The sequence below is a fragment of the Janibacter massiliensis genome (assembly GCF_900289115.1).
Classification (GTDB): domain Bacteria; phylum Actinomycetota; class Actinomycetes; order Actinomycetales; family Dermatophilaceae; genus Janibacter_A; species Janibacter_A massiliensis.
In genome coordinates this window covers 1,264,751-1,285,649 of record NZ_LT985196.1, presented here as the reverse complement: position 1 = coordinate 1,285,649, position 20,899 = coordinate 1,264,751, and the positions used below count along the sequence as shown (strand labels likewise).

19 protein-coding genes are annotated in these 20,899 nt (G+C 75.0%); 13 read left to right on the top strand and 6 right to left on the bottom strand.

The window, feature by feature from the left end; translation table 11 throughout:
- The first annotated feature begins 245 nt into the window (after positions 1-245).
- The 3 genes from DAA34_RS06240 (at position 246) to DAA34_RS06230 (ending at position 4,426) form a co-directional block, all read left to right on the top strand.
- On the top strand, positions 246-995 hold the full coding sequence (locus DAA34_RS06240; protein ID WP_234354137.1) for a VWA domain-containing protein: 750 nt from the start codon (positions 246-248) through the stop codon (positions 993-995).
- A 110-nt stretch (positions 996-1,105) separates the two neighbouring features.
- Complete coding sequence (locus DAA34_RS06235; protein ID WP_106818078.1) at positions 1,106-2,599, top strand: DUF4153 domain-containing protein; 1,494 nt, start codon at positions 1,106-1,108, stop codon at positions 2,597-2,599.
- 60 nt (positions 2,600-2,659) lie between these two features.
- Positions 2,660-4,426, top strand: a complete 1,767-nt coding sequence (locus tag DAA34_RS06230) for an acetyl/propionyl/methylcrotonyl-CoA carboxylase subunit alpha (protein ID WP_106818077.1) — start codon at positions 2,660-2,662, stop codon at positions 4,424-4,426.
- Between the two features lie 79 nt (positions 4,427-4,505).
- On the opposite strand, the gene DAA34_RS06225 is transcribed toward DAA34_RS06230, so the two are convergent.
- Both DAA34_RS06225 and DAA34_RS06220 read right to left on the bottom strand, forming a co-directional pair.
- Positions 4,506-4,835, bottom strand: coding sequence for a hypothetical protein (locus DAA34_RS06225; RefSeq protein ID WP_106818076.1), 330 nt, complete (start codon positions 4,833-4,835; stop codon positions 4,506-4,508).
- A 49-nt stretch (positions 4,836-4,884) separates the two neighbouring features.
- Complete coding sequence (locus tag DAA34_RS06220; protein ID WP_106818075.1) at positions 4,885-6,363, bottom strand: NAD(P)H-quinone dehydrogenase; 1,479 nt, start codon at positions 6,361-6,363, stop codon at positions 4,885-4,887.
- A gap of 35 nt (positions 6,364-6,398) precedes the next feature.
- Here DAA34_RS06220 and DAA34_RS06215 point away from each other — a divergent pair, with 35 nt between their 5' ends.
- Complete coding sequence (locus DAA34_RS06215) at positions 6,399-7,250, top strand: purine-nucleoside phosphorylase (protein WP_106818074.1); 852 nt, start codon at positions 6,399-6,401, stop codon at positions 7,248-7,250.
- Positions 7,247-9,001 (top strand): phospho-sugar mutase, encoded by a 1,755-nt coding sequence (locus DAA34_RS06210; protein WP_199847432.1) that lies wholly within the window; start codon positions 7,247-7,249, stop codon positions 8,999-9,001. Before DAA34_RS06215 ends, DAA34_RS06210 begins: the two co-directional genes overlap by 4 nt.
- Positions 9,002-9,023: 22 nt before the next feature.
- On the opposite strand, the gene DAA34_RS06205 is transcribed toward DAA34_RS06210, so the two are convergent.
- Positions 9,024-9,728: a PH domain-containing protein gene (locus tag DAA34_RS06205; protein ID WP_158707643.1), complete on the bottom strand. Its 705-nt coding sequence runs from the start codon at positions 9,726-9,728 to the stop codon at positions 9,024-9,026.
- An 18-nt stretch (positions 9,729-9,746) separates the two neighbouring features.
- Between DAA34_RS06205 and DAA34_RS06200 the strand changes: the two genes are divergently transcribed.
- Genes DAA34_RS06200 through DAA34_RS06170 form a run of 7 tightly spaced genes read left to right on the top strand, consistent with a single transcriptional unit; the run spans position 9,747 to position 16,475 of the window.
- On the top strand, positions 9,747-10,358 hold the full coding sequence (locus DAA34_RS06200; protein WP_106818072.1) for a uridine kinase family protein: 612 nt from the start codon (positions 9,747-9,749) through the stop codon (positions 10,356-10,358).
- Between the two features lie 41 nt (positions 10,359-10,399).
- Positions 10,400-11,182, top strand: a complete 783-nt coding sequence (gene deoC, locus DAA34_RS06195; protein ID WP_106818071.1) for a deoxyribose-phosphate aldolase — start codon at positions 10,400-10,402, stop codon at positions 11,180-11,182.
- A 53-nt stretch (positions 11,183-11,235) separates the two neighbouring features.
- The gene (locus DAA34_RS06190) at positions 11,236-12,330 is read left to right on the top strand and encodes a hypothetical protein (RefSeq protein WP_158707642.1); all 1,095 of its coding nucleotides are present in this window, start codon (positions 11,236-11,238) and stop codon (positions 12,328-12,330) included.
- Positions 12,327-12,959, top strand: a complete 633-nt coding sequence (locus tag DAA34_RS06185) for a DUF4129 domain-containing protein (protein ID WP_158707641.1) — start codon at positions 12,327-12,329, stop codon at positions 12,957-12,959. Before DAA34_RS06190 ends, DAA34_RS06185 begins: the two co-directional genes overlap by 4 nt.
- Positions 12,956-14,152, top strand: a complete 1,197-nt coding sequence (locus tag DAA34_RS06180) for a DUF4350 domain-containing protein (protein ID WP_106818069.1) — start codon at positions 12,956-12,958, stop codon at positions 14,150-14,152. Before DAA34_RS06185 ends, DAA34_RS06180 begins: the two co-directional genes overlap by 4 nt.
- Positions 14,149-15,180, top strand: a complete 1,032-nt coding sequence (locus DAA34_RS06175; RefSeq protein WP_106818068.1) for an AAA family ATPase — start codon at positions 14,149-14,151, stop codon at positions 15,178-15,180. The genes DAA34_RS06180 and DAA34_RS06175 overlap by 4 nt, the downstream gene beginning before the upstream one ends.
- Positions 15,180-16,475 carry a DUF58 domain-containing protein gene (locus tag DAA34_RS06170; protein ID WP_106818067.1) on the top strand — a complete coding sequence of 432 codons (1,296 nt, stop codon included), beginning with the start codon at positions 15,180-15,182 and terminating at the stop codon, positions 16,473-16,475. Before DAA34_RS06175 ends, DAA34_RS06170 begins: the two co-directional genes overlap by 1 nt.
- 12 nt (positions 16,476-16,487) lie before the next feature.
- On the opposite strand, the gene DAA34_RS06165 is transcribed toward DAA34_RS06170, so the two are convergent.
- Positions 16,488-17,483: a stage II sporulation protein M gene (locus tag DAA34_RS06165; protein ID WP_106818066.1), complete on the bottom strand. Its 996-nt coding sequence runs from the start codon at positions 17,481-17,483 to the stop codon at positions 16,488-16,490.
- Between the two features lie 71 nt (positions 17,484-17,554).
- Here DAA34_RS06165 and DAA34_RS06160 point away from each other — a divergent pair, with 71 nt between their 5' ends.
- Entirely contained in the window at positions 17,555-18,379 is an 825-nt protein-coding gene (locus DAA34_RS06160) for an RDD family protein (protein WP_106818065.1), read from the top strand.
- 16 nt (positions 18,380-18,395) lie between these two features.
- On the opposite strand, the gene DAA34_RS06155 is transcribed toward DAA34_RS06160, so the two are convergent.
- Both DAA34_RS06155 and DAA34_RS06150 read right to left on the bottom strand, forming a co-directional pair.
- Positions 18,396-19,556, bottom strand: a complete 1,161-nt coding sequence (locus DAA34_RS06155; protein WP_106818064.1) for an adenosine deaminase — start codon at positions 19,554-19,556, stop codon at positions 18,396-18,398.
- Positions 19,549-20,862 carry a thymidine phosphorylase gene (locus tag DAA34_RS06150; RefSeq protein WP_199847431.1) on the bottom strand — a complete coding sequence of 438 codons (1,314 nt, stop codon included), beginning with the start codon at positions 20,860-20,862 and terminating at the stop codon, positions 19,549-19,551. Before DAA34_RS06150 ends, DAA34_RS06155 begins: the two co-directional genes overlap by 8 nt.
- Positions 20,863-20,899 lie beyond the last annotated feature (37 nt).

The window sequence follows — 20,899 nt, the reverse complement described above, 5'->3', positions numbered from 1 at the left end:
TCCTCATCACTACACCTACTATCTGTCGTCTTCTTTTTTTCTCTTCCGTCACACCGCCACCCACTACCTTCCTCCTCTTTCTCGTGGGCGGGAGACTAAGAGTTTTAAAAGACCCGCCTCGCCGGCACCGTGGGCGGTGGGTAAGGGCGCGGCCCGGGGCGGCCCCCTCCCGGCGCCGGGTCGAGACGGAGGCCACCCGCCGCAACGCCGAGGCGCGGGGCACCGAGCGCCTGTCCCGCCACGGGGTGCGCCCCTCCGCCGAGCGCCGCGACTTCCTCCTCACCGGGAGCGCCGAGGCCGCCGAGCTCGAGGCCCTCATCGACCCGCTCGCCCGGCGCCTGGCGACCCGGCTCGCCGCCCGGCAGAAGCGGGCCTCGCGCGGTGCCGTCGACATCCGGCGCACCCTCCGGGCCGCGATGGCGACCGGAGGCGTCCCCGTCCGACCGGTGTACCGCCGCCGACACCGCACCCGGCCCGATGTCGTCCTGCTGTGCGACATGTCGGGCTCGGTCCTCGCCTTCAGCCGGTTCTCCATGCTGCTGCTGCGGGCGCTGTCGGGTCGGTTCCGTCGGGTGCGCTTCTTCGGCTTCGTCAACACCGTCGACGAGATCACCGAGCAGGTCCGCGCCAGCGCACCCGGGGACGACGTGCGCGCGCTCGTCGCGACGACGGCGACGATGGCGCGTCACCACGGGAGCAGCGACTACGGGACCGCCCTGGCCGACATGATCGAGCTCTGGGGCGACGCGCTCACCCCCCGCACGACGGTGCTCGTCCTCGGCGACGCCCGGACGAACGGGACGGACCCGAACGTCGACGCGCTCCGGGAGATCGTCGCCCGGTCCCGCCGGGTCCTGTGGCTGAACCCCGAGCCGGTGGGCCAGTGGGACTCCGGCGACTCGGTCGCCTCGGCGTACTCCGCGGTCGTCGACATGCACGAGGTCCGCACCATCGAGCAGCTGCGGACCTTCGTCAGCCGCCTCATGCCCGTCTGAGCCGGTCGCCCCGGCGGTCCACGGTTGTCCGGCCGCGCCACCCGTGCGCGTCCAGCCTGCCCCCAGCCCGCTCCCCGGTGCCTTCCCGCTCGACTCGGTACCGTCCGGCCATGTCCGTCACCCCGCCGCCCGCGTCCTCCGCCCGAGCCCGTGACGTATGGGCCGAGCGGGTCACGGCGCCCCAGCCCCGGCTGGTCCTCGTCGCCGCCCTCGTCGGTCTGCTCGCCGCGATCGCCGTCCCCGGTCACCGCGTCGGCCTCGGCGCCTTCGTCACCCTCCTCGCCGGTGCCGCGGCGATGTGGCTCGCCTCGCCGCGCCGGTGGAGCCGCTGGTCCCTGCTGACGGTCGCCCTCGGACTCCTGCTGATCCTGCCCACCGTGCTGCGGGACGACATGACGTACCCCGTCGTCGCGCTGCTCGTCGCGCTCGTGCTCGGTGCCGTCGCGTGCACCGGAGCGACGCACGTCGTGGGCATGGTGCTCTCGGCGCTCGCCTGGCCGTTGGCCGCCCTGCGCGGCCTGCCTCTGCTGGGCCGGACGGCCAGCGCGCTCGGTCGGATGCGCAACGGCGTGGCGGTGCTGCGGACGACCGTCGCGAGCCTCGCCGTCCTCGTCGTCCTCGGCGGGCTGCTCGCCTCGGCCGACGCGGTCCTCGGCTCGTGGGCGGGGCGGCTCGTCCCATCGGTCGACGCGCTGCTCCTCGCCCGCGCGGTCGTCGGGATCTCCGTCGCCGCCGTGCTGCTTGCCGGCCTGTACCTCGCCATCAACCCGCCGGCCGTCGACGCCGCCCGGCCCGGCGCACTGACGGCGCGCCGGATCCCGCCGCTGGAGTGGCAGATCCCCGTGGGCGTCGCGCTCACCGTCCTCACGGCTTTTCTCATCGCCCAGACGGCCGGGATGGTCGGCGGGCACGGGTACGTGCTGGCGACGACCGGCCTGACGTACGCCGAGTACGCCCGGCAGGGGTTCGCCCAGCTGACCCTCGCGACCGCCCTCGTCCTCGGCCTCGTCGCCGGGGTGCGGACGTGGGGCCGCGCCGACCGACCACGCGACCGGATGACGATGCAGGTCATGCTCGGCTCGCTGTGCGTCCTCGGGCTGACCCTCGTCGCCTCGGCGCTGCACCGGATGGCGCTCTACCAGGGGGCGTTCGTCTGGACCGTCACGCGCGTCTCGGCCGACCTCATCGAGATCTGGCTCGGGCTGCTGCTCGTCGCGACGCTGGTCACCATCGTCCGACCGGCGCTGCGAGCCCACCTGGGGCGGACCGCACTGGCGAGCGGGGCGGCCCTCGTCGCCCTCTGGTCCTGCGGGAACGTGCCGGCATTCGTCGCCGAGCGGAACATCGCGCGCTTCCACGACACCGGCCGGATCGACGCGGTCCACCTGGGCCAGCTCGGCCACGACGCCGCGCCGACCGTGCTGGGCAGCGACCTCCCGGAGCCGGTGAAGAGCTGCGCACGCGCCGTCGCCGGCCTCGCGGAGAACCGTGGTTCGGCGGACGGCCTGCTCGGGTGGAACCTCGCCCGTCACCGGGCCCGAACGGCCCTCGCCGCGGCCCCGGCCGGTGCCCCCGCCTGCGCCTCCGGGTCGGCGCGGTACTAGTGCGCCCACCCCTCGAACCGACCCGGTCGCGGCACCGGGGGGCGGGCTAGGCTGCCGCCCATGGCCATCAGCAAAGTCCTCATCGCGAACCGCGGCGAGATCGCCGTCCGCATCGCCCGCGCCTGCACCGACCACGGCCTGAGCTCCGTGGCCGTGTACGCCGACCCCGACCGCGACGCCCTGCACGTGAAGGTCGCGGACGAGGCGTACGCCCTCGGCGGTTCGACCCCGGGTGACAGCTACCTGCTCCAGGACAAGCTGATCGAGGTCGCGAAGCAGTCGGGCGCGGACGCCGTCCACCCCGGCTACGGCTTCCTGTCCGAGAACGCCGAGTTCGCCCAGAAGGTCATCGACGCCGGTCTGACGTGGATCGGCCCCGGCCCGGCAGCGATCGACGCCCTGGGCGACAAGGCCAAGGCCAAGCACATCGCCGTCAAGGCGAACGCCCCGCTCGCCCCGGGCACGAAGGACCCCGTCAAGGACGCGGACGAGATCGTCGCCCTTGCCCAGGAGTTCGGCCTGCCCATCGCGATCAAGGCCGTCTACGGCGGCGGTGGCCGCGGCCTCAAGGTCGCTCGGACGATGGAGGAGATCCCGGAGCTGTTCGACTCCGCCGTCCGCGAGGCCGTGACCGCCTTCGGCCGCGGCGAGTGCCTCGTCGAGAAGTTCCTCGACAGCCCGCGCCACGTCGAGACCCAGTGCCTGGCCGACCAGCACGGCAACGTCGTCGTCGTCAGCACCCGTGACTGCTCCCTGCAGCGCCGCAACCAGAAGCTCGTCGAGGAGGCCCCGGCCCCGTTCCTCACCGACGAGCAGCACGACGAGCTCGTCCGCGCGTCGAAGGCGATCCTCAAGGAGGCCGGCTACGTCGGCGCCGGGACCTGCGAGTACCTCGTCGCCAAGGACGGCACGATCTCCTTCCTCGAGGTCAACACCCGCCTCCAGGTCGAGCACCCGGTGACCGAGGAGGTCACGGGCATCGACCTCGTCCGGGAGCAGTTCCGCATCGCTGACGGCGAGGCCCTCTCGTTCGGCGACCCGACGCCGCACGCCCACTCCTTCGAGTTCCGGATCAACGGCGAGGACGCCGGACGCGGCTTCCTGCCGGCCCCCGGCACCGTGACGCGGATGAGCGTCCCCTCCGGGCCGGGCGTCCGCTGGGACGCCGGTGTCGTCGAGGGCGACACCGTCGCCGGCGCCTTCGACTCGATGGTCGCCAAGCTCATCGTCACCGGCCGGACGCGCCAGGAGGCGCTCGAGCGGTCCCGCCGCGTCCTCGACGAGCTCGTCGTCGACGGCATGGCCACGGTCCTGCCCTTCCACCGCAAGGTCGTCTCCGACCCGGCGTTCGCCCCGGCGGACCCGGACGAGGCGTTCTCGGTGCACACCCGCTGGATCGAGACCGAGTTCGTCAACGACATCGCTCCCTTCTCCGGCGGCGCGGGCGAGGCTGCGGAGCCCGAGGAGCGCCAGAAGGTCACCGTCGAGGTCGGCGGTCGCCGCATCGAGGTCGTCCTGCCCGGCGGGCTCTCGCTCGGCGGCGGGGGCGGCACGGCGAAGAAGAAGGCCCCGAAGCGCGCCGGTGGCGGCAAGGCGGGGGCTGCGGCCTCGGGCGACGCCGTGACCGCGCCGATGCAGGGCACCATCGTCAAGTGCGCCGTCGAGGAGGGCCAGGAGGTCGCCGAGGGTGACCTCGTCGTCGTCGTCGAGGCGATGAAGATGGAGCAGCCGATCAACGCCCACAAGGCGGGGACGGTCACCGGGCTCAACGCGACGATCGGCGAGACCGTCAGCAGCGGCGCCGTCCTCTGCGAGCTCAAGGACTGACGTCCGGCCCGGGCCACGACGAGGGCCCCGCACCGATCCGGTGCGGGGCCCTCGTCGTCGGCGGGTGGGGGCGAGTCCCTCAGCGCACGGTCGTGTGCGTCTGCGGGTCGCCGTCGACGTCGCCGCCGAGGTGGGTGCGCCCCGACGAGCCCGGGCCGCTCTCCGCCGGCTCGCCGTCGGACGACTCGGGGCGGGTGCGGACGTTCGGGACGCCGGGGGTCTCCTGCGGGGCGCCGCCCTTGCCCTCACCCGGGGTCACGGCGTCGACGTCGTCGCCCGGCTCCGGGTCTCCCGTCCCGGGCAGCGGGTTGGGTGACGGCACGCCGTCGCCGTCGCGGTCCGCAGGGGCGGGCTGCGCGTCGTCGATGCTGCTCGGCACGAGGTTCTCGCTCGGGTCCTGCTCGGGCATCGTGGTCTCCTTCGTCGGTCCGGTCGGGGGTGGTCGGTGGGCGACGCGGTCAGTCGCGGGTGGGGTGCAGCTGACGGGCCGCCTCCGCGATGGAACCCGACAGGCTCGGGTACACGGTGAAGGTGCTCGCCATCTGGTCGACGTTCAGCCGGTGCTGGACCGCCAGGGTCACGGGGTAGATGAGCTCCGACGCGCGCGGGGCGACGACGACCCCGCCGAGCACCGTCCCGGAGTTCGGCTGGCAGAAGAGCTTGACGAAGCCCTCGCGGATCCCCAGCATCTTCGCCCGCGGGTTGCGCGGCAGCGGCAGCACCGCCACCTCCGCCTCGACCGTGCCCTCGTCGACGTCCTTCTGGGAGACCCCGACCGTGGCGATCTCGGGGTCGGTGAAGATGTTGGCGGAGACGACGCGCAGGTCGATCGGGGCCACGGCGTCGCCGAGCGCATGGGCCATCGCGATCCGCCCCTGCATCGCGGCGACGGAGGCCAGCGGCAGGACGCCCGTGCAGTCACCGGCCGCGTACACCCCGCGCACGGTGGTGCGTGAGACGCGGTCGACGGTGATGTGCCCGCTCGGGCTCGTCGCCACGCCGACGTCCTCGAGGCCCAGGTCGGCCGTCCGCGGGACGGAGCCGACGGCGAGGATCGCGTGCGAGGCCTCGATCGTGCGCCCGTCCTCGAGCGTCACGAGCACACGATCGCAGTCCCGGACGACCGAGGACATCCGCGACCGCGAGAGCACCTCCATCCCGCGTCCGCGGAAGACGTCCTCGATGAGCTGCGCCGCGTCGGGGTCCTCGCCGGGCAGGACCCGCTCGCGGGAGGAGACGAGGGTGACCTTCGCGCCGAGCCCGAGGTAGGCCTCGGCGAGCTCGGCCCCCGTGACACCGGAGCCGACGACGACGACGTGCTCGGGCAGCTCGCTGAGCGCGTACACCTGCTGCCACGTGAGGATGCGCTCCCCGTCGGGCTCGGCGGTGGCCATCGTCCGCGGGGTCGCCCCCGTGGCCAGGAGGACGACGTCGGCCTGCAGCGTCCGCGCCGGCGCGGCGTCGGTCGCGTCTGCGGGCGCTCCCTCGACCGGCTCGACGGGGTCGATCCGTTCGTCGAGCACCTCGACCGTGCCCGGACCCGCGAGGCGGCCGCGGCCGTGGACGACCGCGATCCCGACCTCCTTCAGGCGCCCCTCGATGTCGGCCGACTGCGCCCTCGCGAGCCGGAGGATCCGGCGGTTGATCGCGCCCAGCTCGGCCGACGAGTCGGCGATCTCGTCGCCGTCGTCGTCGACGAGCGCGACCCCGAGGTCGGCGGCCTTGTCGAACTGCGCCATGTAGTCGGCGGTCGAGATGAGCGCCTTGCTCGGCACGCAGTCGGTGAGGACCGCCGCGCCACCGAGGCCGTCGCTGTCGACGACGGTGACGCTCGCACCGAGGTGGGCCGCGACGAGGGCGGCCTCGTAGCCGCCGGGGCCACCCCCGACGACGACGACGCGCGAGGGAACGGTGCTGGGGCCGGCCGGTGTGGTCACCGCCTCATCCAACCACCCCGGGTTAGCCTGCGCAGATGAGCAGCGATCTGCCCACGACCACGGCGGAGCACGACTCCGACCCCACCGCCCTGGCCTGCGAGGCCGCCGACGTCATCACCCGGCGGACGGGTGCGGAGCGGCACGACATCGCCCTCGTCCTCGGGTCGGGCTGGGCGAGCGCGGCCGACCTCGTCGGCGACACGATCGCGGAGATCCCCAACACCGATGTTCCGGGCTTCCACCCCGCCGCCGTGCCCGGCCACCACGGGACGATCCGCTCGGTCCGGGTCTCCGGGCACGACGCGCGGGTGCTCGTCTTCGGCACGCGCACCCACTTCTACGAGGGCCGTGGCGTGCGCGCCGTCGTGCACCCCGTCCGGGTCGCAGCGGCCTGCGGCGCGTCGACGATCGTCCTGACGAACGGCTGCGGCGGCCTGCGACCGGAGTGGCGTCCCGGGACCCCGGTGCTCATCCGCGACCACATCAACCTCACCGCGCACTCCCCCCTCGAGGGGCCGACCTTCGTCGACCTCACCGACCTGTACACCCCGCGGCTGCGGGAGCTCGCGCGGTCGGTCGACCCGGGGCTCGACGAGGGCGTCTACGTCCAGTTCCGCGGACCCCACTACGAGACGCCGGCCGAGGTCGCGATGGCCGGGATCATCGGCGGTGACCTCGTCGGGATGTCGACGACGCTCGAGGCGATCGCCGCCCGCGAGGCCGGGATGGACGTCCTGGGCATCTCCCTCGTGACGAACGCCGCCGCGGGGATCTCGCCGGACCCGCTCTCGCACGCGGAGGTCGTCGCCGCGGGCCGGGCCGCCGCCGACCGGTGCGGCCGGCTCGTCGCCGACGTCGTCCGCGCGATCGTCGAGGACGCGGCATGAGCGGCGAGGGGGGCTCGTACGTCGGCCGTCACGGTGACGGGGCGAGCGAGGTCGTGACCGACGACCTCCTCGCCGCGGCGCGCGAGTGGATCGACGACGACCCCGACCCGCAGACCCGCGGCGAGCTGCACCAGCTCGTCGACCTCTCGGAGCGGGGCGGGCCGGTCGCGGCTGCCGCGCGCGCCGAGATCGCCGACCGCTTCTCCGGGATGCTCGAGTTCGGCACGGCCGGGCTGCGCGGGACGATCGGTGCCGGCCCGCGCCGGATGAACCGCGCCGTCGTCATCCGGGCCGCCGCGGGTCTGGCCGCGTGGCTGCTCGCGCGGCACGACGCGCCGGACAGGCCGACCGTCGTCGTCGGTCTCGACGCTCGCCGCCGGTCGGACGACTTCGCCCGTGACACCGCCGCGGTCCTCACCGCCGCCGGCTGCCGGGCGATCGTCCTCCCCCGGCCGCTGCCGACGCCGGTGCTCGCGTTCGCCATCCGCCACCTGGGCGCCGACGCGGGAGTCATGGTCACGGCCTCGCACAACCCCAAGGACGACAACGGGTACAAGGTCTACCTCGGCGACGGCAGCCAGATCGTCCCGCCGGTCGACGTGGAGATCGCCGGGCGCATCGCGGCCGTCGCGCGGGTCGCCGACGTCCCCCGGGCGGACGACGGCTGGGAGGTCGCGGGCGATGACGTCCTCGACGCCTACCTCGAGCGGGCGGTCGGCGTGACCGAGTTCGGCGCCCCCCGCGAGCTCACCGTCGTCCACACCGCCCTGCACGGCGTCGGCGGCGAGACCGTGCGGCGGGCCTTCGCCGAGGCGGGCTTCCCCGAGCCGATCGCCGTCACCGAGCAGGCGCAGCCCGACCCCGCGTTCCCGACCGTCGCCTTCCCCAACCCCGAGGAGGACGGCGCGCTCGACCTCGCCCTCGCCCGGGCCCGGGAGATCGGGGCCGACCTCGTCGTCGCGAGCGATCCGGACGCCGACCGCTGCGCGGCCGCGGTGCCCGACGCGCGGGTCGAGGGCGGCTGGCGGCTGCTGCGCGGCGACGAGCTGGGGGCGCTGCTGGCCTCGCACCTCATCGTCCGGGGGGTCCCGGACGGGGGCGTCCTCGCGTGCTCGATCGTCTCCTCCCGGCTCCTCGCCTCGATGGCGGCGCAGGTCGGGGTCCGCCACGTCGAGACCCTCACGGGCTTCAAGTGGATCGCCCGCGTCGAGGGCCTGCACTACGGCTACGAGGAGGCGCTCGGGTACTGCGTCGCGCCCGAGGTCGTCCGCGACAAGGACGGGATCACCGCGGCGCTGGTCGTCGCGGAGCTCGCCGCGATCCTCAAGAGCCAGGGCCGCTCGCTGCTCGACGTCCTCGACGACCTCGCCCAGCAGCACGGCGTCCACGCGACCGACGCGTTCTCCGTCCGGGTCGATGACCTCGCCCTCATCGCCACGGTGATGGACCGGCTGCGCGCGACGCCGCCGACCGAGCTCGCCGGGACGGCCGTGACCCGGGTGGACGACCTCCGCGACCCCCGGCCCGGCGCGGACGGGGCGGTCCTGCCGCCGACCGAGGGCCTGCGCTGGTTCCTCGAGGACGGCACGCGCGTCATCGTCCGCCCGTCGGGCACCGAGCCGAAGCTCAAGGTCTACCTCGAGGCGATCGAACCCGTCGTCGGCCGGGAGGACCTCGCCGCGGCACGGGGGCGGGCCGATGACCGGCTGCGCCGGGTCCGGTCCGCGACGGCGGCGCTGACCCGCGTCTGAGCCCGGACCGGGCCGGCCGCCCTCAGGCGAGGATCGCGGCGGTGATCCCGAGCGCCCCGGCGAGGACGGCGAGGACCGCGAGCGCCCCGACCGGGTCGACGCTCCGCGTGACGCGGGCGTCCGGGTCCGGGACGAGCACTCCCTCGGCCACGCCCTCGGCCCAGTCCTCGTGCGCGCCGGTGAGGAGCGCGGCGGCGGCCCCGGGGGTGACCCGGCCGCGGGCGTCCCGGCCCGGCCCGGCGTTCGGGCGCGCGGCCCGCTCCCCGGGACGGCCGCTCAGCTCGTCCGCTGCGCCGGCCAGCCGACCGCCACCGAGCACCCCGCCCGTCGGCGACCCGGCCCGTCCGGCGGAGCGATCGGCGTGCGAGACGATGCCGAACACCTCGTGCTTGACGTCACCGGCCCACACGATGAGCACCCACCGCGCGGTGGCGAGGTCGAAGCGCTCCCACGGCACGCGGACCGTCCGCAGCGGGTTGCGGATGACCAGGCCGCGGTCGTGGACCGCCAGCCGCGGTCCGGCAGCGAGCAACCAGCCGAGACCGGCGAGGGCCAGACCCCACCAGACGAGCGGGAACGGCTCACGCGCCGCGAGGGAGGACAGCGCGAGCGCGGCGCCGGCCAGGACGGCGACGACCCCGCCGACGACCGTCGGCCACTGCCGCAGGACGAGCACGGGTCGGCCCCATGATCCGGCGGGTTCGCTCGAGCGCGACGGCAGGGGCATCGCGCCTACACTACGCGGGTGCTGCCGCCCGAACCCGTCGTCGTCCTCCTCGGCGGACCCAGCGGGGCGGGCAAGTCGCGCCTGGCCGACCGGCTCGCCCGGCGGCACGGGTGGTGCGTCGTGCGCCTCGACGACTTCTACCGTGACGGCGACGAGCCCGGCCTCCCCCGCTCCAGCGACCTCGACGCGGTCGACTGGGACGACCCGCGCTCCTGGAACGCCGAGGACGCGATCGCCGCGCTCGAGGAGCTCGTCCGCACCGGCCGGGCACGCGTCCCGTCCTACGACATCTCGACCAGCCGCCGTACCGGGACCCGGACCGTGGCGACGGCACCCGGCGCCCCGGTCCTCGCCGAGGGGATCTTCGTCGCCGAGCTCGTCGGCCCGCTGCGCGAGCGGGGCCTGCTCGCCTCCGCGTGGTGCGTCACCCGCCCTCGCGCGCTCACCGCGCTCCTGCGGCTCGTGCGCGACCTGCGCGAGGCCCGCAAGCCGCCCCTGCTGCTGCTCCGCCGCGGCCTGGCCCTGCACCGGGTCGAGCCGCGCGTCGTCGACCGCCTCGTGCAGGCCGGGGCCACCCCGGCCTCACCGGGCCGGGTCGCCGCCGCCCTCGAGGCTGCTCACGGCAGGTGACGCGACGTCCGTCGTCGAGCCCCGTCGATAGGGTGGCCGCCATGGACCACCGCTCGCCCTACGCCCCCGGCGCCGTGCTCACCGCGGCCGACGTCGCCGGCCTCGTCGACCACGCGCTCCTCAAGCCCGAGCTCACGCCCCAGGACGTCCTCGGCGCGCTCGACGGGCTGTCCGAGGCCGGCGTGTGGAGCGTCTGCGTGCGCCCCGGCGACGTCGCGGACGTCGCCGCGCACCTGCGCGAGGCCGGTTCGGGCACCCGCGTCTGCACCGTCATCGGGTTCCCGCACGGGTCGACGTCCACGACGGCCAAGGTCGCCGAGTCCCGGCAGGCGCTCGAGGACGGCGCGACCGAGCTCGACATGGTCCTGGCGATCGGGCGGCTGCGCGGCGGGGACCACGACCGGGTCCGGGACGACATCGCCGCGGTCGTCGAGGTCGCGCACACGCAGGACCGCATCCTCAAGGTCATCCTCGAGACGTCGCTGCTGTCGGACGAGCAGAAGGAGACGGGGTGCCGTCTGGCCGCCGAGGCCGGCGCGGACTTCGTCAAGACCTCGACCGGGTTCGCCGGGGGCGGCGCGACCGTCGCGGACGTCACCCTCATGCGGGCCGCCACGCCCGAGCCGATCGAGGTCAAGGCGTCCGGGGGCGTCCGGGACGTCGACACGCTGCTGGCGATGCTCGCGGCGGGAGCGACCCGGATCGGGACCTCGAGCACGACCGCGCTCGTCGCCGAGGCCGAGCAGCGCCAGGCCGAGGGCACGCTCGTCGTGCCGACCGCTGGGACGGACCCGGTCCTGGTGACGGAGCAGACCGGGTACTGACGCGGGGCGGCCCGAGAGCCGGGCCGCCGACCAGCACGCAGGGGGAGCACATCGTGACGCAGGGACCGTGGGTCGCACCGGGCGCGCCCGCATCGGCCGCGCCGGAGAACGGGTCGGGCGCGGCCACCGGAGGCCTGCCGCCCGGCGCGGAGCAGGGGTTCCCACCGGGCTCCGAGGACCAGCCCGTATTCCGACCGGACCTGCGCCCCGGGATCGCCCCGTTGCGCCCGCTGACACTCGGTGACGTGTACGGGGCCGTGACGAAGGCCATCCGCGCGAACCCCACCCCGACCGTCGGTGCGGCGATGCTCGTCCTCGCGATCATCGCGCTCCCGGCCATCGGGCTCGCGACCTGGTTCTCCCGCACGAGCGGGACGGGCCCGGACGAGACCCTCCTGGCGGGCGTGGCGGTCCTCACCGTCGTGATGTTCGCGGTCGTCGCGCTGCAGACCGCGGCGATGGGACCCGTCCTGACCGAGGGGATGCTCGGGCGGCGGGCGTCGCTCGGAGGGACGTGGCGGGCCGTCCGGGGCCGCCTGCTCGCGCTCGTCCTCCTGTACCTGGGGCTCGCCCTCGTGAGCCTTCTCCTCATGGCGCTCCTGCTCGCGGTCCCGGCCGCCCTGGCCATCGCCGGCGTCCAGACCGAGTCGGACGGGCTGCTCGTCGCCGGGGTCGTCCTCCTCGTCGCCGTGTATGCCGTCCTCGTCGCCGGGAGCCTCTACCTGCAGGCACGCGTGGCCTTCGCGCCCGTGGCGGTCGTCGTCGAACGGCTCGGACCCCTCGCCGCCGTCCGCCGCTCCCTGGCCCTGTCCCGGCGCAGCGTGCTCAAGATCATCGGCATCCGCTTCCTCACCTCGCTGCTCGTCGGGTTCGTCCAGCAGATCGTGTACTTCCCCCTCGTCCTCATCGGGGCGATCGTCCTCGCCCTCCTCGGCGTCGACGGCGACCGCGCCCCGGCCCTCATCGGCGTCGTCGTCGCGCTCGCCCTCCTCCTGAGCCTGGCGCTCACGGTGCCCTTCAGCGCCGGGAGCGACGTCATGCTCTACATCGACGAACGCATCCGGAAGGAGGGCCTCGACGTCGCCCTCGTCCAGACGGTCTTCCACGGCGCGCCGGAGCCCTGGACCCGGCCCGGCCCACCGACGTGAGGCTCGAGGACCCGCCGCTCGACCCGGACTCGCCCCAGGCGCGCGACTGGCTCGCACGCGAGCTCGAGAAGGGCGTCTACAGCGACCGGCGGTCGGTCGTCGAGCGGATCCTCGACCGGCTGCAGGACCTGCTGTCCTCACGGTCGGGGCCCGGGGGCGGGCTGCCGCCCTGGGCGACGCTGCTCGTCGTCGGACTCGTCGTCCTCGCCCTCCTCGTGCTCATCGTGCTCGTGCTGCGCCGGGACCGGCGGGTCGGCCGGGATGACGAGCAGGGCGCCGTCCTCGAGGAGGTGGGCGTGGGGGCGCAGGAGTACCGCCGTCGGGCACGGGCCCACCTGTCGGCCGGCCGGAACGACGAGGCGACGCTCGATGCCTACCGGGCGATCGCCGTGGGGGCCGACGAGCGCACCCTGCTCGACGGGGCGCCCGGTCGCACCGCCGACGAGATCGCCCGGCTCCTCGGCCCGGTGTTCCCCGACCACCGTGATGCGCTCGAGACCGCGGCACGATCGTTCGACCGGGTTCGCTACGGCCGCGAGCACGTCGGCCCCGACGTCGCCGGGTCCGTCCTCGACCTCGACGCCCGTCTCTCCAGGACCCGCCCCGAGCTCCCGCGGGAGACGCCGTGAGCGCAGCGGCCGGGCGCCGGACCGTTCTCCCCCCGACGCTGCGGCGAGCGCTGTTCTGGATCGTCGTACCGCTCGCCGTGGCCGCCCTCCTCGCGCTCGTCACCCGGGACAGCGGTCGGTCCGAGCGCCCCGACGACCCCGCCAACCCCGAGCACGACGGCACGATGGCGCTCGCCCGGGTCCTGGACGACCACGGCGTCGACGTCCAGGTGGTCGGCTCGCTCGCCGATCTCGAGCGTGCCGACACCGCGGGGGTGACGGTCCTCGTCGGGGACCCGTCCGACCTTGCGCCCGGGAACGTCGGGCGGGTGCTCGCGGCCTCGCGGGGCGCCGACCATCTCGTCGTCGTCGGGCCGAGCTCGCGCCAGATCGAGGCGCTGGGTGTCCCCGTCTCGACCCGGACGACCTCGAGCGTCGGGCGTCTCGAGGCGGGGTGCGAGAGCCCCCTCGTCCGGCCTGGCGATGCGCTCACCGCCTCGACCGCGCTGTACCGGGCCCGGCCGGGCGCGGAGGGGGTCCGCGTGTGCTTCCCCCAGCCCGGGTCGGCGGCGGGCGCGCCGGCGGGGTCGACCGGGCCCGCGGGCGCGCTCGTGACGGTGCCCGCGGCCGACGGACGCCCGGAGACGACGATCCTGGGCGCCCGTGAGATCCTCCGCAACGGCCAGATCCGTGAGTCCGCGCACGCCGGGGTGGCCGTCCGGGCGCTCGGCCGGGACGACCGGCTCGTCTGGTACCTCTCGGCACCCGAGGACCTCTTCGTGGCGGGCCAGGAGACGCCGTCCGTCGTCCCTGCGTGGTTCGGCCCGGCGATGCTGCTGCTGGCCAGCGCCGTCGTCGTCCTCGGCATCGCCCGGGGCCGGCGCCTCGGCCCGGTCGTCACCGAGCCCCTGCCCGTCGTCGTCCGGGCGAGCGAGACGACGACGAGCCGGGCCCGCCTCTACCGCCGCTCCCGCGACCGGGCCCGGATGACGGCCATCCTGCGCACGGCGACGACCACCCGTCTGCGCTCGGCCCTGGCCGCCGACCCCGGCGCGCCGGTGGAGGCGCTGCTGGAGCCTGCCGCCGCGCTCTCGGGGCTCGAGCCCCGCGTCGTCCACGACCGGCTGCTCGGCCCCGTCCCCGACTCCGACCCGGCGCTGGCCCGGCTCGCGACCGACCTGTCCGACCTCGAGAAGAGAGTGCGCCACCGATGACCGAGACCCCCCAGCCGCGCGGTGCCCACGCCACGCGCCCCGATGCCCCACCCAGCGGCCCCCCGGCCCCGGTCCCCCAGGACGACGTGCGCCGCCGCCTGCTCGACGTGCGGGCGGAGGTCGCCAAGGCCGTCGTCGGGCAGGACGCCGCGGTCACCGGGCTCCTCCTGGGGCTCGTCTGCCGCGGCCACGTCCTCCTCGAGGGGGTCCCCGGCGTGGCGAAGACGCTGCTCGTCCGGTCCCTCGCCGCCGCCCTCGACATCACGACGAAGCGGGTCCAGTTCACCCCGGACCTCATGCCCGGCGACCTCACGGGCTCGCTCGTGTGGGACGAGCGGGACACTGACTTCACCTTCCGCGAGGGTCCGGTCTTCACCCAGCTCCTCCTTGCCGACGAGATCAACCGGACGCCGCCGAAGACGCAGTCGGCCCTGCTCGAGGCGATGGAGGAGCGGCAGGTGAGCATCGACGGCACGCCGCGGCCGCTGCCGAGCCCGTTCATGGTGGCCGCGACGCAGAACCCCGTCGAGTACGAGGGCACCTACCCCCTGCCCGAGGCCCAGCTCGACCGCTTCTTGCTCAAGGTGACGCTGCCGCTCCCGCCACGCGAGGACGAGGTGGAGATCCTCGTCCGGCACGCGAGCGGCTTCGACCCGCGCGACCTCGGCGCGGCGGGAGTGCGTCCCGTGGCCTCGGCCGACGACCTCGCGCAGGCCCAGGCGGCCGTCCGTCGGGTGCGGATCGACCCCGCGGTCGCGGCCTACATCGTCGACATCGCCCGCGCGACGCGGGATTCCCCGTCCCTGTCCCTCGGGGTGAGCCCCCGCGGCGCGACGGCGCTCATGGGGACCGCCCGAGCCTGGGCGTGGCTCTCGGGTCGGGACTTCGTCACCCCCGACGACGTCAAGGCGCTCGCGCACGGCACGCTCGCGCACCGCCTCTCCCTCCGGCCCGAGGCCGAGCTCGAGGGAGTCGGGGTCGGCTCGGTCCTCAGCAGTGCGCTCGGTGCGGTGCCGGTCCCCCGCTGATGTACCTCTCCTGGCGCGCGGCGGCCCTCGTCGCGCTCGGTCTCGTGCCCACGGTCATCTGGCCGGGGTACGCGAGCGTGCGGTGGTGGTGGCTGCTGTGCCTCCTGCTCGTGGCGCTGGACGTCGGGCTCGCACCGTCGCCGCGCCGGCTGGTCGTCGTCCGCGAGCCCGAGGGCGACCGTGTCCGTCTCGGCGAGCCGCTCGGGGCGAACCTGCTCGTGACGAACCCGCTGCGTCGACGGGTCACCGGACGGCTGCGGGACGCCTGGCAGCCCAGCGCGGGGCTCGTTCCCCGGGACCATCGCCTCCGGGTGCGTGCGGGCGAACGCGTCCGGCTGCGCCAGCGGCTCGTCCCCACCCGACGCGGCGACGTGCGTGCCGACCGGGTGACGATCCGCACCGGCGGACCGCTGGGGCTCGCCGGCCGCCAGCACTCCCGGGAGCTGCCCGGGCGCGTCCGTGCCCTGCACCCCTTCCCCGCCCGGCGCCACGTCCCGAGCCGGCTGGCCGTGCTCCGCCAGCTCGACGGCCGGGCCGCGAGCCGCACCCGCGGCCAGGGAACCGAGTTCGACTCCTTGCGCGACTACGTCGACGGCGATGACGTCCGGAGCATCGACTGGCGGGCCACCGCCAGGCGCCGGAACCTCGTCGTGCGGACCTGGCAGCCGGAGCAGCACAAGCGGATCATCGTCGTCGTCGACGCCTCGCGGACGAGCGCGGGGCGGATCGGCGACGTCCCTCGGCTCGACTCCGCGATGGACGCCGCGCTCCTGCTCGTCGCCCTCGCCGGGCACGCGCGCGACCGCGTCGAGGTCGTCGCCGGGGACCAGGAGGTCCGGGTGCGCACGGGCGGCGCCGAGGGGACGAAGGTCCTCGCCGACGTCATCCACGACCTCGCGCCGGTCCACCCGGTGCTCCTGGAGGCGTCCTGGCCGCGGCTGGTGTCCGCGTTCACGGGGCGGGGCAACCGTCGGGGTCTGGTCGTCCTTCTCACCGCGCTCGAGCCCGCCGCCGTCGAGGAGGGGCTGCTGCCCGTCCTGCCCGCCCTCGTCGCGCACCACCGGGTCGTCGTCGCCTCGGTCGCCGACCCGAGCGTCGAGGCGCTCGCCGCCGTCCGCGGCTCCGCGGGCGATGCGTACGCGGCCGCAGCGGCCGAACGGACCCTCATGCTCCGCCGACGCACCGCCACCGCGATCGAGCGGCTGGGGGCGAGCGTCGTCGACGCCTCGCCGGACGAGCTCCCGCCCCGGCTGGCCGACCACTACCTCATGCTCAAGCGGCACGGCCTGCTCTGAGCAGGGGCCGCGTCAGCCGAGCGTCGGCACGCTCGCGCCGCGGTCGACCTCGTCGAGGTCGCCGGTGGCCCCGTCCCGCGCGGCCCGTCGGCCGAGGACGACGACGTACGCGAGGAAGGCCGTCTCCGCGACGACCCCGACGACGATCCGGGCCCACGTGGGCAGGGACGACGGGGTGACGAACCCCTCGATGAGCCCGGACACGAGGAGCACCGGGACGAGCCCCAGGGCGACGGCGAACGCCGACCGCGCCTCGGCAGCAAAGCTCTGCGCGCGCGTCCGGTCCCCGGGCTCGATCCACGACCAGAACAGCCGCAGCCCGGTCGCCCCCGCGACGAAGACGGCGGTGAGCTCGAGCAGGCCGTGCGGGAGGATGAGGCCGAAGAACAGCGAGCCCCGGCCGTGGCTGATCATCAACGCGCCGGCGAGGCCGACGTTGACGGTGTTCTGGAAGAGCACCCAGAGCGTGGGGAGACCGAGGACCCCGAAGGCGATCGCCTGCGCGGACACCCACGCGTTGTTCGTCCACACGAGCGCCGCGAACTCGTGGTGGGGGAACTCGCTGTAGTAGTTCTCGAAGTCCGTGCCGACGTAGGCCTCGATCTCCTCCTGCGTCATCTGCTCGGCGAAGAACTCCGGGTGGCCGACCGCCCACCAGCCGACGGCCACGGCGGCCGCCACGTTGAGCACGGTCGTCGCGATCCACCACCGCCGGGTGCGGTAGAGGGCGCCGGGGAAGGTGTGGGTGAAGAAGCGCGCCACGTCGCCCCACGAGGTCGTCCGGCGGGCGCTCGCCGTGAGCCGGGCGCGGGTGAGCACCGCCGAGAGGTAGGACACGAGGCCGGGGTCGGGGCTCGTGCTGCGGACGAGCGAGAGGTGGGTGGAGACCCGCTCGTACAGGTCGACGAGCTCGTCCGTCTCCGCCGAGGTGAGGCCGCGGCGGCGGGAGAGCTCGTCGAGCCGCTCCCACGCCGGGTACCGGTCGGCGACGAAGGCGTCGAGATCCACACGCCCACCCTAGGGCTGCCCGCGCCCGGGACGGCGTGGTCCGCCCTGCGCGACGTGCCAGACTCGGCGGCATGACCGCGGGGGTGTCGGCACCGGCTTCGTACCTCGGCGACGACCTCGTCACGGGCGAGGCGGTCGCCGTCGAGATGCCGGTCGCCTCCCTGCCCGCGCGGATCGGCGCGGCCCTCATCGACCTCGTCGTCCTCTACGTCCTCGCCACCGGGTCCACCGTCGGTCTCGCCTTCGTCATCGGCTCGTCGTCGACCGCGGTCGGCACGACCCTCACGCTGCTGTTCGTCGTCTTCTGGTTCGTCGTGTGGCCCGCGGGGTGGGAGGCGATCACACGCGGCCGGACGATCGGCAAGCTCGCCGTCGGGCTGCGCACGGTCCGCGACGACGGTGGCCCCATCGTCACCCGGCACGCGGTGACCCGGGCCCTCGTCGGATGGGTCGAGCTGTGGCTGACCTTCGGGATGGTCGCGATCGTCGCGGCGCTGCTCAACCGGCGGGGGAAGCGCCTGGGCGACCTCGCGGCCGGGACGTACGTCATCCACGACCGGGTCTCGCTGCGGATGGCGCAGCCGGTGCCGATGCCGCCCGAGCTCGCCGCCTGGGCGCGGGACGCCGACGTCGCCGAGCTGCCGCCGGGCCTGGCCGTCGCGCTGCGGCAGTTCCTCGGCCGGGCCGCCGGGATGTCCCCGGCCGCGCGGGAGGTCCTCGGGTCCGACCTCATCGACCGGGTGCTGCCGTACGTGTCGCCGAACCCGCCCGCCGGGACACCCCGGGAGGCCGTCCTCGCCGCCGTCCTCGCCGAGCGGCGGACCCGCGACGCCGGCCGGCTGCGGCGGGAGACGGCGCTGCGCGAGCGGGTCGTGCCGGCCGACCCGGTCGCCTGAGCCCTCACCCGGCCACTCAGGCCAGGAGCGCGGCGTAGCCCGGCTTGATCGTCCCCTCGATGACCGCGAGGCGCTCGTCGAACGGCAGGAACGCCGACTTCATCGCGTTGGTCGTCACCCACTGCAGCCGGGCGAGGTCCCAGCCCGCCGCCTCGTGGAGCAGCCCGGCCTCCTTCGACATCGAGGTGTCGGACATGAGCCGGTTGTCGGTGTTGAGGGTGATGCGGAACCGGAGGCGGTCGAGGACGCGGATCGGGTGCTGCTCGATCGAGGGCGCCGCCCCGGTCTGGACGTTGCTGCTCGGGCACATCTCGAGGGGGATGCGGCGGTCGCGGACGTACGCGGCCAGGCGGCCCAGGTGGAGGTCCGCCGGGTCGGCCGCGAGCGCGGCGTCGATGTCCTCGGTGACGGTCGGGCCGTCGGGACCGCCGACGCGGATGTCGTCGACGATCCGGACGCCGTGGCCGAGCCGGTCGGCACCGCACCACTGGATCGCCTCCCAGATGCTCGGCAGCCCGAAGGCCTCCCCGGCGTGGATGGTGAAGTGGGCGTTCTCGCGGCGGAGGTACTCGAACGCATCGAGGTGCCGGGTCGGCGGGTGGCCCGCCTCCGCGCCGGCGATGTCGAAGCCGACGACCCCCGCGTCGCGGTAGCGGACGGCGAGCTCGGCGATCTCGCGGGACTTCGCGGCGTGCCGCATCGCCGTGAGCAGCGCCCCGATGCGGATGCCGTGGCCCTCGGCGGCCGCCTGCGCCTCCCCCTCGCGGAAGCCGGCGTTGACCGCCTCGACGACGGCCGGCAGCTCCAGACCGCCGGCGACGTGCAGCTCGGGGGCGTACCGGATCTCGGCGTAGACGACGCCGTCCCGGGCGAGGTCGAGGGTGGCCTCGCGGGCGACGCGGACGAGCGCGGCCTCCGTCTGCATGACCCCGACCGTGTGCGCGAAGGTCTCGAGGTAGCTCTCGAGCGAGCCGGAGTCCGCCGCCGAGCGGAACCACGCTGCCAGGCCCCCGGCCGTCCGGTCCTTGCCGGAGACGGGCAGGTCGTGCCCGGTCTCGTCGGCGAGCTCGAGGACCGTCGCGGGGCGCACGCCGCCGTCGAGGTGGTCGTGGAGCAGGACCTTCGGGGCGCGGGCCCAGACGTCGACGCTGTCGGTGGTCGGTGTGGTCTCACGCATGCGGGGCCTCCTGGGCGATCCGGTCGATGACGAGGGGGCGGGGCTCGAGCGCCGTGCCCGGTGCGGCGAGCTCCCACGCGCCCTCGAGGGCGGCGAGCGCACGGTCGAAGCGCTCGGGGGTGTCGGTGTGGAGGGTGAGCAGCGGTTGGCCGGCGCGGACCTCGCCGCCTGGCTTGGCGTGCAGCTCGACCCCGGCGGCGGCCTGGACCGGGTCCTCCTTGCGGGCGCGGCCGGCGCCCAGGCGCCACGCGGCGACCCCGACGGCGAGGGCGTCGAGCCGCTCGAGCACCCCGTCGGCGGGGGCGGTGACGACGTGGGTCTCCCTCGCGGTCGGCAGCTCGGCGTCGGGGTCGCCGCCCTGGGCCCGGATCATCGCCCGCCACACGTCCATGGCCCGACCGTCGCCGAGCGCGGCGCGGACCTCCGCCTCGTCGGTGGGCCGCCCGGCAGCGGCGAGCATCTCGACCGCGAGGGCGGCGGTGAGCTCGACGACATCGGCCGGTCCGCCCCCGGCGAGGACCTCGAGGCTCTCGCGGACCTCGAGCGCGTTGCCCGCGGTGAGGCCGAGCGGGGTCGACATGTCGGTGAGCAGGGCGACGGTCCGCACGCCCGCGTCGGAGCCGAGCGCGACCATCGTCCGCGCGAGCTCCCGGGCGTCGGTCTCGGTCTTCATGAAGGCGCCGCTGCCGACCTTGACGTCGAGGACGAGCGCGCCGGTGCCCTCGGCGATCTTCTTGCTCATGATCGAGCTGGCGATGAGGGGGATCGCCTCGACCGTCCCGGTCACGTCGCGCAGCGCGTAGAGCTTGCGGTCGGCGGGCGCGAGGCCGGAGCCAGCCGCGCAGACGACGGCACCGACGTCGCGCAGCTGGGCGAGCATCGCCTCCGTCGACAGGTCGGGGCGCCAGCCGGGGATCGACTCCATCTTGTCGAGGGTCCCGCCCGTGTGGCCGAGCCCGCGCCCGGACAGCTGCGGGACGGCGACGCCGAAGACCGCGACGAGCGGCGCCAGCGGGAGGGTGATCTTGTCCCCCACTCCCCCGGTCGAGTGCTTGTCGGCGGTCGGACGGCCGAGCCCGGAGAAGTCCATGCGCTCGCCGCTGGCGATCATCGCGGCCGTCCAGCGGGCGATCTCGCGCCGGTCCATGCCGTTGAGGAGGATCGCCATCGCCAGGGCGCTCATCTGCTCGTCGGCGACCACGCCGCGGGTGTAGGCGTCGATCACCCAGTCGATCTGCGCGTCGTCGAGGGTGCCGCGGTCCCGCTTCGTCCTGATGACGTCGACGACGTCGATCTGCTCGGTCATCCGCCCATCCTGCCCGCCTTGCCCCGAGATATCGATT